At 71.5% G+C, this 14840-nt stretch carries 8 protein-coding genes and 1 pseudogene; 8 read left to right on the forward strand and 1 reads right to left on the reverse strand.

The annotated features are described in order from the left end of the window. Positions 1-7: 7 nt before the first annotated feature. Positions 8-271: pseudogene (locus OHT51_RS37465) on the reverse strand (dihydrodipicolinate synthase family protein); the annotation flags it as partial. Between the two features lie 531 nt (positions 272-802). Here OHT51_RS37465 and OHT51_RS37470 point away from each other — a divergent pair. Genes OHT51_RS37470 through OHT51_RS37505 form a run of 8 tightly spaced genes read left to right on the forward strand, consistent with a single transcriptional unit; the run spans position 803 to position 14838 of the window. Continuing rightward, positions 803-2668 carry a phage tail sheath subtilisin-like domain-containing protein gene (locus tag OHT51_RS37470; RefSeq protein ID WP_328883336.1) on the forward strand — a complete coding sequence of 622 codons (1866 nt, stop codon included), beginning with the start codon at positions 803-805 and terminating at the stop codon, positions 2666-2668. 33 nt (positions 2669-2701) lie between these two features. Beyond that, complete coding sequence (locus OHT51_RS37475) at positions 2702-3226, forward strand: phage tail protein (RefSeq protein ID WP_004003113.1); 525 nt, start codon at positions 2702-2704, stop codon at positions 3224-3226. A gap of 27 nt (positions 3227-3253) precedes the next feature. Next, complete coding sequence (locus tag OHT51_RS37480; protein ID WP_328883337.1) at positions 3254-3991, forward strand: T4 family baseplate hub assembly chaperone; 738 nt, start codon at positions 3254-3256, stop codon at positions 3989-3991. Continuing rightward, positions 3984-4733 (forward strand): hypothetical protein, encoded by a 750-nt coding sequence (locus tag OHT51_RS37485; protein WP_328883338.1) that lies wholly within the window; start codon positions 3984-3986, stop codon positions 4731-4733. Before OHT51_RS37480 ends, OHT51_RS37485 begins: the two co-directional genes overlap by 8 nt. 33 nt (positions 4734-4766) lie before the next feature. Further along, on the forward strand, positions 4767-5615 hold the full coding sequence (locus tag OHT51_RS37490) for a DUF4255 domain-containing protein (protein WP_328883339.1): 849 nt from the start codon (positions 4767-4769) through the stop codon (positions 5613-5615). Positions 5616-5648: 33 nt separating this feature from the next. Further along, a complete protein-coding gene (locus OHT51_RS37495) occupies positions 5649-7646 on the forward strand; it encodes an ATP-binding protein (protein WP_328883340.1) in 1998 nt (665 codons plus the stop codon). Further along, complete coding sequence (locus OHT51_RS37500; protein ID WP_328883341.1) at positions 7637-7936, forward strand: hypothetical protein; 300 nt, start codon at positions 7637-7639, stop codon at positions 7934-7936. Before OHT51_RS37495 ends, OHT51_RS37500 begins: the two co-directional genes overlap by 10 nt. Continuing rightward, on the forward strand, positions 7933-14838 hold the full coding sequence (locus OHT51_RS37505) for an eCIS core domain-containing protein (protein ID WP_328883342.1): 6906 nt from the start codon (positions 7933-7935) through the stop codon (positions 14836-14838). Before OHT51_RS37500 ends, OHT51_RS37505 begins: the two co-directional genes overlap by 4 nt. Positions 14839-14840 lie beyond the last annotated feature (2 nt).

Consider the following 14840-nt stretch of genomic DNA (forward strand, 5'->3'; position numbering starts at 1 on the left):
CTCAACTAGCGAAGGCGAACACGGCCGAGGAGTACAGCTCGACGCCGATGCCGTGATAGGCGGGCGCGGTCATCTCCGCCGTGGGCAGGCCGTTGAAGAACTGGAAGTCCGCGCCGCCGGGCAGGCTGCGGACGGCCCGGACGATGCGGTGCATCCGCTCGATGTCGCCGATGCCGTCCTTGAGGCCGACGACCTGCGGCAGTGCGGCGATCTCGGCGGCCGTGGCCTCGGTGAGGCGGGCGGTGCCGCGCTGGTAGAAGATCACCGGCAGGCGGTCAAGCCAAGAATCGTTTCAGTCCCATGTCAGGGCATGGCGGGGGGGATCGACCCCCGGGAAATCGGCCACCGCGTGTTGTGTGCGACTCGGGGAGGCCGTACGTGCGTGCGACCAGTCGAACGAGGTGGATGAAGGGGTTCCGTCCCGGCGGGAGCCCTCAAGGCACTCCGCGGCGACATCGCTGTGCAGGTTCCGTGAACCACCTGGCCGGGGCGCGCAGGCGCAATGTGGGGATGCCGGGAGGGAGTCTTCACCAAACCCCCTGCCGGGCTGGCCTGAAGCCACCTTGTTCCGTCAACTTCCAACGCCCCAAGGTGGATTGAGCACTTGAGCATCAGGAGTCACAAGCACGTTGCTTGGCCCGGGCGACCGACAAGTCCTGGGTGCAGACGGGGGAACTGAATGCGGTGTGCGTCGTAGCGTCGCTCGTGTGGGGGGCGTCTTCGCGTGCCGGAAAGGGAATGCCTCCCTCCGCCACCTCTTGGTGCATTTGTCCGGTGCCCAAGACAGGGAGTAGGAGGGGGAATGCCGATGAGCGCGGTGAGCGCCGCCAGGCCGACGTATCCCGGCGTCTACGTCGAAGAGCTTCCCAGCAGCACCCGCACGATCTCGACCCTGACCACGTCCGTGACCGCCTTCGTGGGCCACACCCGGCGCGGTCCGCTGAACGAGCCGGTACGCGTCACCAGCTTCACGGAGTTCGAGCGCCGCTTCGGCGGCCTGAGCGCCCAGAGCGCCGTCGGCTACGCGGTCCACCAGTTCTTCGGCAACGGCGGCACCGTCGCGGTGATCGTCCGTGTCGCCAAGGCCGGCAGCGGCAAGGCCGCCTGCGTCACGCTCAAGTCCACCGAGGACCACAGCGAGGGCCCCGTCCTCGAAGTGCACGCCAAGGAACCCGGCGTCTGGGGCAACGGTCTGCGGGTCGCCGTCGACCACGACACCCCGTGCCCCGACGAGACCTTCAACCTGCGCGTCTACGACGCCAAGGGCGAGGCCCGTGAGAGCTTCACCGGCCTGTCCATGGACGCTGCGAACGGTCGCTATGCGCAGACCGTGATCAACGCGGGCTCGAAGCTGATCCGAGTCGAGGTCGTCGACGAGGGCCGTCCCGATCCCTCCGGCACCGTCTCCAAGCCGTTCGGCCACGAGCTGCCGAACCTCGCGGTCGACCTGACGGTCAAGATCGGCGAGGTGGAGCGCGAGTTCACGCTCCACGACCCCGACTGCGACGGTGAAGCCCCGTGCAGCGTGGCCGAGTTGGCGCTGCTGCTCGAACGCAAGCTGCGCGCCCTGCCGGACGCGCCCGGCAAGCACGCCTTCGCCGGCGCCGAGGTCACCGCCTTCGGCCGCCGAATCCAGGTCGTCGCCGGCTCCACCGACCCCGAGGACGTCGTCCGCTTCCTCGGCGAGTGCGCCAACGACCTCGGTCTGGAGGCCTCCGTCAACCCGCCGGTCTTCCCGCTGGAGGGCGGCGAGGACGGCGAGGCACCCGGCCCGCGCGACCTCATCGGCTCCGAGGGCGACAAGAGCGGCATCCAGGCGCTGCGCGGCGTCGCCGACGTCAACCTGCTGGCGCTGCCGGAGCTCGCGGCGTACGAGAAGACCGAGGACGCCCTCACGGTCATCTCGGCCGCCCAGCGGCTGTGCGCCGAGCGGCGGATCTTCCTGCTGGTCGACGCGCCGAGCACCTGGGTCAGTGTCGACACCGCACGCGCCGGGCTCGCCGCCTTCGACGCCGTGCGCGGCAACCACGCGGGCCTGTACTTCCCGCACCTCCAGCTCACCGACCCGCTCACGGGCCGGCTGCGCTCCTTCCCGCCGTCCGGTGCGGTCGCCGGCGTCATCGCCCGCACCGACTCCGAGCGCGGCGTGTGGAAGGCCCCGGCAGGCACCGAGGCGCGGCTCGCCGGTGTGCACTCGCTCACCGTCAACCTGACCGACCGCGAGACCGGGCTGCTCAACCCGCTCGGCGTCAACTGCCTGCGCACCTTCCCGGTGACCGGACCGGTCGTCTGGGGCGCGCGCACGCTGGAGGGCTCCGACGCGCTCGACAGCGAGTGGAAGTACGTGCCGGTGCGCCGGCTCGCACTCCATGTGGAGGAGAGCCTCCAGCGCGGCCTGCAGTGGGTGGTCTTCGAGCCCAACGACGAGAACCTGTGGCAGCAGATCCGGCTCGCCGCCTCCTCGTATCTGCACACCCTCTTCCGCCAGGGCGCCTTCAAGGGCGGCACCCCGCGCGAGGCGTACTTCGTCAAGTGCGACAGCGACACGACGACGACCGAGGACATCGAGAACGGCGTCGTCAACGTCCTCGTCGGCATCGCACCGGTCCGGCCGGCGGAGTTCGTGATCGTCAAAATCCAGCAGACGTCCGGGCAGTTCGCGCTCTAGGCGCGGGGAATCGTGGAGAACTGAAGGAATCCGATGGCTGAGTTCACGGTCAACGCGCATCGCTTCGACCCCTACAAGAACTTCAAGTTCCTCGTCCTGTGGGACGGCCGGACGGTCGCCGGCATCAGCAAGATCAGTCCGCTGAAGCGGACGACGGAGGTCGTCAAGCACCGCCACGGCGGCGACCCCTCCTCCCCGCGCAAGTCGCCGGGCCGCTCCGAGTTCGAGGGCATCACCCTGGAGCGCGGGGTCACCCACGACCCCGAGTTCGACCGCTGGGCCAACAAGGTCTGGCAGGTCGGCGCGGGCCTCGGCTCCGAGGTGTCCCTCGCCGACTTCCGCAAGGACATAGTCATCCAGGTCCTCAACGAGGCCGGCCAGGTCGCCGTCTCGCACAAGCTGTACCGGACCTGGCCGAGCGAGTACCAGGTCCTCGGTGAGCTGGACGCCAACGCCAACGCGGTGGCCATCCAGTCGCTGAAGCTCGAGTGCGAGGGCTGGGAGCGGGACTACGAGGTGCCCGAGCCTGAGGAGCCGTCGTTCCTCAACCCCGCTTGACCAGCGGGTAGGTGAGGGGGGAAAGAGATGGCGATCACGGGGGCGGCCGAACTGCTGGCCACCTGGGAGGCGGGCCTCGCCGAGGCGCCGACGGGGCGCGCCCTGCTGCTGCACCGCACGGCGCGCCCGGACGTCGACGCCGCGACCCTGCCGGTGCTGCCGGTGGGGGAGCGCGAGGCCGACCTGTTCGCGTTGCGCCGCGCCCTGTTCGGGGAGCGGATGCAGGTGCGGCTGGGCTGCGCGGCATGCGGGGAGGACATGGAGTTCGACCTGGACGCCGGGGAGTTCGCGCGCTCGCTGAGCGGTCGGATCGGGCCCGGCGGCTCCGTGGTGTGCGTCCAACAGGACGGCTGGGACGTGGAGTTCCGGCTGCCCGGGGCCGCCGACCTGACGTCGGCGGCCCGGGCGGCGGACCCGCGCGCCGCCCTCCTCGCGCGGTGCCTCGTCTCGGCGGAGCGCGCCGGGGCGGCCGTATCCGCCGAGGACCTGCCCGTCCCGGTCCAGCGCCGGATCGCCGAGGCCGTCGAGGCCGCCGACCCCGGCGCCGACGTCACGCTCACCATCGCCTGCCCCGAGTGCGGCGCGGGCACCCGGGCCGAGCTGGACATCGCCTCCTACCTGTGGACCGAACTGGACGCCTGGGCAAGGGACCTGCTGCTCGACGTCCACCTGCTCGCCACGTCGTACGGCTGGAGCGAGCCGGAGATCATGGCGCTCAGCCCGCTGCGGCGCCGCTACTACCTGGAGCTGTGTGCGGATGTCTGACGCGGACGGGGCACCGGTTCCCGACTTCCTCGACCGGCTGATCGCCCGGCACGCCCCGGCAGCCGTCGGTCCGCGCCCCGGTGTGGTGCGGGTACGTCCCCGCCTGCCCGGCCCGTTCGAGCGGGTCGAGGCGGTACGGGCCACGGCACCGGAACCCGACGACGGCTCCGACCTGCTGTGGCCCGCCACCACGCCGTCCGCCGCACGGCCGGGGGACAGGCCGTCCCCGGCGACGCCCGCCGCGCGGCTGCACACGGAACGGGAGCGGACGGTCGTACGCACCGAACGTGCCCCGGCCGACCCGGCACCGCTACCCGCCCCGCGAGCTCTGCCCGAGGCGCCGCTGCTGCGTCCCGTCGCACCGATCGCGCCCGGCCCCCGGCCCGCGCCGGACGCCGTCCAGCGGGCGGCGGGCCGTGTGCGCCCGGAGCGGGGCGCATCCCGGACCGCGGCGTCCGTGCCCGTCCCCCCGGGCATGGACGCCGCATCCCCCGTCGCCGGATCCGCGGCCCTGCGCCCCAGCGCCGCGGACACGGCGGCAGCACGGGACGCCGTACGGCAGGCCGCCGCACGGCGCCCCTCGCGGGCCCCCGAGCAGGTGGTGCAGGTGCAGATCGGGCGGCTGGAAGTGACGGCCGGACCGTCGCCGTCCCAGGGCACCCGGCAGCGCACGCCGTCGTCGGCGGAGCGACCGGGGGCGGCCCTGAGCCTGGCCGACTACCTGGCGCGGGGGCGGGAGTGACATGACGGACCGAGGAACCGAGGAACCGACTTCATGAGCAACGCACTCGCCATCGCCCATGTCACCCAGGCCCTGTCCCTGCTGCTCGCGTCCAATGTGGGCGCGGAGTTCGACGAGGCAGTGAAGGTCGAGCCGCGCAAGCCGCCGGCGGAGGCGCCGGACCACCCGACCATCAACGTGTTCCTCTACCAGGTCACCCCCAACACGTCGATGCGCAACAACGACCTGCCGACCCGGGCCTCCGACGGCACGCTCGTGAAGCGGCCGGCCGCCGCGCTGGACCTGCACTACCTCATCACCGCATACGGCGACGAGACGACCCTGGTCGGGCAGCGGCTGATCGGCTCCGTGGTGCGGACCCTGCACGAGATACCGATCCTGCCGAAGGACGTCATCGAGGAGACCGGTCACCTTCCGCACCTGGTGGGCAGCGACCTCGCAGAGGCAGCCCAGCGAGTGCGGTTCACACCCACGGTGATGGACATCGACGAGACGTCGAAGCTGTGGGGGATGCTCCACCAGACGCCGTACTCCCTGTCGGTCGCCTACCAGGCGGCCCTGGTCCTCATCGACGGACGGGAGACGCCGGTGCCGGCGAAGCCGGTGGAGCGGACGGACGTACGGGTGCTGCCGTTCGGGGCACCGGGTGCGCCGGTCCCGCCGGGGGTGGAGCCGAGGGTTGAGGCGCCGTCAACTACCGCGACACCGGCCGCTGTTGACAAGGCAGTGTCGGCGGAACCCGGGCAGCCCGTGAGCGGTGCTGCCAAGAAGACCACGAAGGCCCCGGCCAAGACCGTCGCCAAAGCTCCGGCACGGGCCCGCAAGACCGCCCGGGCGAGCAAGCCGCCGCAGCCGGAGCCCCGGAAGGGCACGGAGGACTGACAAGAGATGGGGACGACGGGGGCAGGTGAGCACATGGGGACGAACGAGACGGGCACGGCGGCTGCTTCGGGCATCGCGGGCGCGGGAGGCGGACCCGACGTGGGCGCGAAGCTGATCGAGGAGATCAGGCGTGTCCTGGCCCGGATCGACGCCCACGCCGCCGGCGCCGGACAGGCGACGGACGCGGACGCCACCCCGGCGACGAGCCCGGCCCCCCTGGCCGCCCCCGGCACCGCCCCCCTCGACGCCCTCCTCACCTGCTTCGGCCTCACCCCCTTCGAACGCGACCTGATCCTCCTCGCCGCCGCCGACGAACTGGACCCCACGACCGCCGCCCGCTGCGCCGCGGCCTGCGGCGACCCGCAGCGGGCGTACCCGACCTTCTCGCTCGCCCTGGCCGCCCTCGCCGAACCGCACTGGAGCGCACTTACGCCCGTCGCGCCGCTGCGGCGCTGGCGGATCGTCGAGCTCGACGACGAGTCCCGGCTGACGACCTCCCGGCTACGGCTCGACGAGCGCATCCTGCACTTCCTGCTGGGCTCGCCCTACCTCGACGCCCGCCTGCACGGCCGCCTGCGCCGCACCCCGACGCCGGAACAACTGCCGCCGTCGTACGACGGCGCCGCGAGCCGGGTCGCCGAGGGCTGGACCACGGGCGCGAGCCCCGAGGCGCCGCTGCTCGTCGAGGTGACCGGCGGTGATCTGCGCAGCCGTGCCGACATCGCCGCCGCGGCGGCCGCCCGGTCCGGGCTCGGGCTGTACGCGATGGGCGCCGAGGACATCCCGGCCGACCCCGCCGAGCGCGACGGGCTCGCCCGGCTCTGGCAGCGCGAGGCGATCCTGCTGCCCTCCGCGCTGCTCGTCGAGGTCGGCGAGCTGGACCGTGACCAGCGGGCGGCGACCGAGGCGTTCCTGGCCGGAGCCGCCGTACCGGTCGTCGTCTCCAGCGAGGACCCCCTGCGCACGGACCGTCCGCACGGCGCACGGGTGGCGGTGCCCCGCCTCGACGACGACGAGCAGACCGAACTCTGGGCCCAGGCGTTCCACCCCGTCGCCGACCTCGACGACGGAGAACTGCGCTCCCTGGTCGCCCAGTTCCAGCTGCCCCCGCACGTCATCCGGTCCGCCGCCGCGACCGTACGCCGCCGTCTCCCCTACGAGGACACCCTCGACGCCGCCGAACTCGCCTGGCGGGCGGGCATGGAGGAGGCCCGGATCGGCATGGACGAGCTGGGCCGCCGGATCGAACCGGGGGCGGGCTGGGACGACCTGGTCCTGCACGATCGGCAGACCAACGTGCTCCGCGAGATCGTCGCGCATGTACGGCAGCGCCCCACCGTCCACCAGGAGTGGGGCTTCGCGGGCACCCTGCGCCGCGGCCTCGGCGTCACGGCGATGTTCGCGGGCGGCTCCGGCACGGGCAAGACGCTGGCCGCCGAGGTGATGGCGAAGGAACTCGGCCTCGACCTGTTCATCGTCGACCTCTCCCAGGTGGTCAGCAAGTACATCGGCGAGACCGAGAAGAACCTCCGCCGCGTCTTCGACGCCGCCGAACGCGGCGGCGCGCTGCTGCTGTTCGACGAGGCCGACGCCCTGTTCGGCAAGCGCAGCGAGGTCAAGGACAGCCACGACCGGTACGCCAACCTGGAGGTCAGCTACCTGCTGATGCGGATGGAGGCCTACCGCGGCCTCGCCATCCTCACCACCAACATGAAGAAGGCCCTCGACACCGCCTTCCTGCGCCGCATCCGCTTCGTCGTCGACTTCCCCTTCCCGGCCGAGCACGAGCGCGCCGAGATCTGGCGCCGTGTGCTCCCGTCCCGGGCCCCGGTCAAGGACATCGACCCCGGGCTCCTCGCCCAACTCACCGTCGCGGGCGGCTCGATCCGCAACATCGCACTGTCCGGCGCCTTCCTCGCGGCCGAGGAGGGCGACCGCCTGCAGATGCGGCACATGCTGGCGGCGGCTCGCACGGAGTACCAGAAGCTGGAGCGGTCGCTGACCCCGGGGGAGGTACGGGGATGGGTGTGAACGGCAATCCTCGAAGCGAGGCTCCCCGTGAGATCCGGGTCGAGATCGGCGAACTCGCCCTCACCGGCTTCCGCGCGGACCCGGCCCGCGTCTCCACGGCCTTCGAACGGGAGCTGACCCGTCTGATCCAGGCCCACGGGGTTCCCCTGGCGGCGGACGGTGCGCTGGCCGTCGACGCCCTCGCCGGCCTGCCGCCGCTTCCGGCGGGACTGTCCGACCGCCGCCTCGGCCAGGAACTCGCCCGCGCGGTGCACGAAGGCCTCAGCGGCCACGGGGAGGTGACCCGGTGACCTCCCCGTCCCAGGACGCCCACGCCGAGCAGGCCGCCGAACAGCGCCGCCGCAAGCGCAAGGAGCGCGCCGCCAAGTCCCGTACACCCGAGCCGAAGGACATCGTCAGCGGCGCCGGGCAGCCTCTCGACCCCGGTGTACGGCGGGAGTTGGAGGAACGGCTCGGCCATGACCTGAGCCGCGTGCGGCTGCACACCGGCCGTGACGCCGGGCAACTGACCGAGTTGCTCGGCGCGGACGCGGTGGCCGTGGGCCAGGACGTCTTCTTCCGCGAGGGCGCGTTCAAGCCGGGCACGGACGAGGGGCGCCGCCTTCTCGCCCACGAGCTCCTGCACACCGTGCAGAACCCGCACGGTCTCGGGGCGCTGCGTGCGGGGCGGGAGTTGGGGGCGGTGAGTCTGCCGCAGCAGGCCATTGAGCGGGAGGCGGAGGCTGCGGCGCGGGACCTCGTGGAGCAGCCGGAGCCGGCGGCCGCCGAGCAGGTGGACGTCGAGCAGGGGCAGGCCACGCCCGGTTGGCTGAGGTACGCCACGGTCGATGCCGACCAGCGCCGTATGGAGCAACTGGATCCGGCGACCGTCGTCGACCGCATGGCCAACACGCTACTGCGCTCCCTGCGCGGGGACCCTGAGGACCGGTCCGGGCGGGTCCGGCTGCAGTTGGCACGGATGGCGCCCCAGGTGCAGGACATCGTGCTCGACCGGCTGGAACTGCGGCTGCCCACACCGGTGATCGACCGGCTGGTGCTGGCTGTCGAGGAGACGGAGCAGGCCGGGCCGCTGCCGTCGGATGCCGCCGCGGCCCCGCTGGCCGTGCCGGGTGCCGTCGAGGAGGTCGAGGAGGAGCGCGAGCGGGCCTCGGCCGAGGAACGGCAGGAGGGGGACGAGCGTGCGGACGCCCCCGGGTCGGGGCGCGGCCGACAGGAGGACGACGGCCGGCCGGCTCCCGGCGGCCGTCAGAACCAGGACGACGGCGCGTCCGGCGGCCGGCAGGACCAGGACGCCAAGGACAAGAGCGGTGACACGGAGGGCGCGGCGTCCGGCCGACAAGACGCTGCCGGGGACCGGGAGGAGTCGGCCGGGAGGCAGCAGGAACGCTCCCAGGACCGCCGGCAGGAGCGGAACACCGCAGGCCAAGGCGCCCAGAAGGACACCGACGACGAACGCAAGGACGCGGCGGACAACCAGAAGGAGCAGAAGCAGCAGGACCAGCGCGACGAGGAGCAGGCGCAGGAGGAAACGGACGGGGCTCGGGACGAGGCCGCGCCGGAACCGGAGAAGCAGGCCGGTGAGCAGGAGGAACGGCAGGCCGCCGCCCCGCAACAGTCCGCCGCCCCGGCAGCGGTGGACCGCAGCGGAACCGAGCCGGGCGAGAGACCACGCACCGCCGGCGACGCCCGGGCGGCCCGCACGACGGGGGACCCGGAGAACGAACAGGACGCCGACGACGAGCCGTTGGGGCTGGAGGCGGAGCCCGCGGAGGCCGACGTCGAGTCGGACGCCGACGCGGACACCGGCGGCGGTCGCGCGGCCGACGCGGACACCGCGCCTTCGGGCGAGGACACGGCGGTCGACCCCCGGCTGTTCCAGCGGCGCAAGCGGGGAGCGCCCCGCGCCCCGGCTCTCACCTTCTCCGACGGCCCATCTGCCGAGGACGAGGCCCAGGACACGGCAGAACCCGAGACCGCCCCGGACAGCGGCGAGCGCACGGACGAGGACGACGCCGAGGACCGGGCCGTCCAGGAGCTCATGGACGGCATGTCCGCGGACCAGGACTCCGCCTCGGGCGGGGACGGGCCGGCCGGATTCGGTCTGTCCTCGGGAGCCGCAGCGGTAGGGACGTCGACGTCCGCGGGGACGGACGCGGACAAGGCGCGCATGGACGAGCGCCGGCAGGATGCTGAAGCCGCGCGGCGCGACGAGGAGGCACGCGCCGCCGACGGCGCCGGACAGGACGCTGTGCCCACTCCCGGCGAGGCGGCCGGGCCCGACCAGTTGGCCAAGGCGGACGAGGACGCCCGTACGCAGACGGCGGGTTCGCCCTCCGGAGCCCAGGGGGCGTCGGACGGCGCAAGCGCAGGCGCGGGCGCGGGTAAGACAGGAGCCGAAGCGGCCACCTCGTCCCGGAGCGGGACGCAGACGGCCGAAGGCGGCGGGAAGGACCAGGGCGGCCAGGCCGGCAAGGGCGCGGACCATGCCGGGAACGCAGACGGCCAGGCAGGCAATGCGTCCGGCCAGGCAGAGAATGCGTCCGGTCAGGACGGGAAGGGCACGGACCAGGGCAAGGACAGCACACAGCCCGCTCCGACCACGCCCTCCGCAGGCGGCCAGGACGTCACCGAAGGCAACGGCAACGCCACCTCCCCCGGCCCGGTCACCGGCCCCGACAAGGTCTCCACGCCAGGACCTGTCGCCGCGCCGAAACTGGCTCCGGGCAACGGTCCTTCCCCCATGGCCGCCGGACCGGAGGCGAGGACCAACGCCCCGAAGGCCACCGAAGCCCCGGCACCCGGCGGTGGCACGGGAAGCTCGACCGGCTCACGTACCAGGCCCACGGGCAGCAAGCGGCAGGCGGCACGGCAGGCCGCCAAGACCGCCCGCAAGAGCGGCGGAGGCGGCGGCCGTACGGCTTCCGCACCCGCACCCGTTCGGTCCGGTGGCCGCGGTGCCGGCGGCCGCACCGCACCCGCCGGCGGTGCGAAGCCGAAGAAGGAGGCCCCGGCCCCGGACGTCTCCAACGCCACACCCGAGTCGGGCCTGGCCACGGCCGGCTCGCTCAAGCCCCACCAGGCCCTGGAGACCCTCAAAGGCGTCGACTCCGCCGTCGGCCGTTCCGTCGACAAGGAGCGCACCGCGCTGCGCAAGGCGCCGCCGACCACGCAACGGCCGTCCGGTTCACCGCGCACCGTCCCCGGCGGCCCGACCCCCGCGGCCCCCGGCACCTACACCAACGCGAAGGTCGCCCGCACCGAGGCCGCGGCGGGCAGGACACCCGAGATCACCGGCGAGCAGAAGCCGGAAGGCGAGGTGCCGGGCGCGAACGTCCCGGAGCCGAGCTGGTGGGACATCGCCCTCACCATCGGCGCCCAGCTGTTCGGCAAGCTGCTCAAGGAGATCCTGCCGCTCGACGACCTGATCGACTCCATCCTCGGCCTCCCGACCAAGGACGACGGCCTCCAGAACACCCGCGTGGGTGACGCCCCGCGGCTACCACTGGAGAACGACTCCGATCCGCAGCGCACGGACGAACAGGGCCAGAAGCTCGACGAGCGGAAGAACGAGCTGCACCAGTCGGGCCGCGCCGACGCCGGGCTGCCGATGGGTGAGGACCAGCTCTATCCGGACGTCCCCAAGGAGACCCTGACCGGAAAGGTCGCCGGCGGGAAGGGCGGCGCGAAGGCGAGCGGCCCACGCTCCGTGTCCGGCGGCGTGCCCATCGAGTCCGCCTCCGCCGTGGCCGAACACGACCGAGGCCCCCAGATCCAGGCAGGCTTCGCCCAGGGCCGGCAACAGATGGGCCAGGAACGCCAGGCCAAGGACAAGAAGTCCACGGACGACCGCAGGCAGTACGACGAGGACCTCAAGCGCGAGGTCGACGCCAGCGGCAAGAAGCAGGCCGACGCCCGTGACAAGGGCCGCTCCGACATCTCCGACTCCCGCGACCAGTGGCGCAAGGAGCAGGACGACAAGGTCTCGGAGATCGACGGCAAGAAGGGCAAGAAGTACGACCAGGTCCGCAAGGACATCACGAAGAAGGAAGAGGACACCGACAAGGACGTCGACAAGCGCACCGAGGACGACAACAAGAAGATCGAGACGGAACAGACCAACGCCGAGCAGGACGCGGAGAAGAAGCAGAACGAGGGCAAGGACGACGCCGACAACTGGCTCGAAGAGGCCATCGAGAAGCTGAAGGAGTTCTTCGAGGGCCTCAAGAACGCGATCAAGGGCATCTTCGAGAAGGCCCGGCAGGTCGTCACCGACGTCATCGACAAGTTCAAGCAGCAGGTCTTCAAGCTCATCGACGACGCCCGCAACTGGGTCATCGATCAGATCAACACCTTCGCCGACGCCCTGATCGCCCTCGGCGACGAACTCCTCGCCGACTACCCGGCGATGCGCGACAAGTGGCGCCGGACCATCGACGGTGCGCGCGACTGGGCCGTACAGAAGGTCAACGAGTTCGCCGACGCCCTCAAGGAGGTCGCCGGGAAGCTGCTCGACGGGCTGTGCGGGGCGCTGCTCGCCGGCCTCGACGTCCTGGAGACCGGGCTGCTGGCGGCCGTCGACGTCGCCGAGTCCGTCACCGTCGGCGCGCTGGAGTTCGGTGCCGCCGCCGTCGCTGCCCTCGGCGAGTGGGCGGCCATCTTCAACGACATCGTCTCCGACCCCGGCGACTGGATCAGCAAGGCGGGCGCCGCCGCCGAGACCGGCGCCAAGGAACACCTCTTCAACGAGATCAAGACCGCGGTCAGAGCCTGGTTCAACCAGAAGATCCAGGAGATCATCGGTATCCCGATGGAGGACTTCCAGGCGCTGCTCGACGGCGGCGTCACGGTGGACCAGATGGCCCAGATGGCGTGGGACGAGGCGCTGCCCCAACTCCCCGTCATCATCGGAGTGATGGTCGTCGAGAAGGTCGTCGCCAAGCTCATCCCCGGCGCCGGCTGGGTCATGGCGATCATCGACGCCCTGCAGACCGCGTGGGGCGCCCTGAGCGAGATCCTCGCCGCGTTCGGCCTCTTCATGGAGTTCCTCAAGTCCGTCAAGAGCGGAAACGGCGCGCTGCCGTTCGCGAAGGCGGTCGCGGCCGGTGTCGTGGCGCTGCTGGAGCTCGTCTACACGTTCCTGATCGAGGGCGTGGGCCGGTTCATGGGCAAGGTCGCGGACCGGCTCGGCGACATGCTGAAGAAGATCCGCACGAAGAAGGACAAGCCGGGGGAGCCGGACGCGCCGGGGCAGCCGCCCACGCCGAACAAGCCGAAGGACACGAAACCGAAGGACGACGACCGCAAGGACGACGAGCCCTCCACCCCGGACAAGCAGGACGACCGCCCGGCCCCGCGCAAGCCATCACCGGACAAGACCTCCCGCCCACCGTCCAAGCCCCGCCCCGGCAAGCGCTCTTCCCCGGAGAAGAAGCCACGCTCCTCGCAGACCACTCGCCCGAAGAAGCGCCGCGACGAGGACGAGCGCCGCGAGGAGGGACGCGACGTGAACGCGGCCAGGAAGCGGGCGCGGGATGCGGAACGCAGGACGCGTGACAAGGAGCGGGACGACACCACCGGCCGCCCCGCGCGCCGAGGCCCGGCCCGCGACACGCTTCGCAAGGACGACCGCACGCGGGGCGGGGACCGCAGGGACGACCGCCGGCCCGGCACGGACCGGGACCGCAAGGACTACGGCGACCGGTCGCGCGACAGGGACCGCGACCCCAGAAACACGCGGCCCGAGGATCGACGCGAGCACGGTCGTCGCCGTGACACCGACAAGGACCGCGAGCAGGACAGGAAACGCCCCACCCGCATCCGTCGCGCCCGCCAGACGGTCAAATCCGCGGCGAACCGGGCCCGTCGAGCCGCCCGCAAGCTCTACGGCAAGGCTCGTCGCCGGATCGGCGGCCGTCTCAACGACCGGCTGCGGCGACTGCGGGACCTGTTGCGCAAGCGCAGGGACCGGGTGGGCGACGATCGTTCCCGCCGGCGCCCGGGCCGGGACCGTCGTCGCGACCGGCGGGACGGTGGGACCGAGTCGATCAACCTGCCGAGGATGCCGTACACCGACGCCGACGATGGCGAACGGCACACGCTGATGTTCCACGGCCGTGGCATGGACGCAGGCCTCTACCTGCACAGCATTCCGGAGGAGGTCCCCGCCTTCCTGGCGGATTGGCGAGCGGATATCGATCAACAGGAACCGTCGCCAGACAGGGACAATCAGGAGACGTACGTCAAGGCAGCCGCAGGCAGGTACAACAGGGCCAAGAGAATCCAGAAGGGGATTCCATCCCAGGTGAAGAAGGAGGACAGGGACAAGTACCGGCCCCGCGAGAAGGCCCTTCGGGAAATGATGTCGGATCTCGCCTATGTGGCGCGGTTGCGGGAGTACAACGACATTCCTGAGCCCAAGTGGCCGGACTTCTATGATGTCGCCTCCCCGCGCGGGGATGGCGGGCACGTATCCGAGTACCTCGGGACCTCAGCCAAGACGGCGTTCGGTGGCCCGGGCGAGATTGCCAGGAAGGCGAAATCAGGGCAGCCGCCGGGTTGGAACTACATCACAAAAAACGGATTGGGTGAGAAGTCTGCATGGGTGAGGATGCACCTGTTGCCGGAGCGGCTCGGTGGAAAGGCGACCGGGAACAACCTCGTACCCGCACGTGGCCCTCAGACGAACACACTGTTCCTGCAGAACATCGAGGACCAGGCCTATCAAGCCATTCCACGGCAGGAAAAGATAATCTGGTACAAGGCGGAGGCTCGGTTCGGATTCTCGCGCCTCAATGACTTCGTGGACTTCCCCAGTTACATATCCGCGGCGTACGGCGGATATGAAAAGGTTCGGGGGACCGGGAAGAGCCGGGGCGACTGGACGAAAAAGGGGATGACGAAGCAGTTCGGTCGGAACGTTTTTCCGCCTCGTCAGGATGAAGGGGGAATTCTCTTCATCAACTCCGCCGGCCGGACCACCATCGCCGGCATGCTCGAATGCTCTACTCGGCTCGCCGGGCACGTCATGGATGCACGTGACGCCGCAGGGGGGTTCAAGGACCGGAAGGAGATCAAGCCGCTTCTGCGGCAGTGGAAGCGTGCCAAGGGAGGCAACATCATGCCCGGGCTGGAAGGCATGCTTCCGAAGCTTGACGCCCTGATCGCGCAGGGCAAGGTCGAACTGAGTGGGTGAGG

The organism is Streptomyces sp. NBC_00299 (assembly GCF_036173045.1).
GTDB lineage: Bacteria > Actinomycetota > Actinomycetes > Streptomycetales > Streptomycetaceae > Streptomyces > Streptomyces machairae.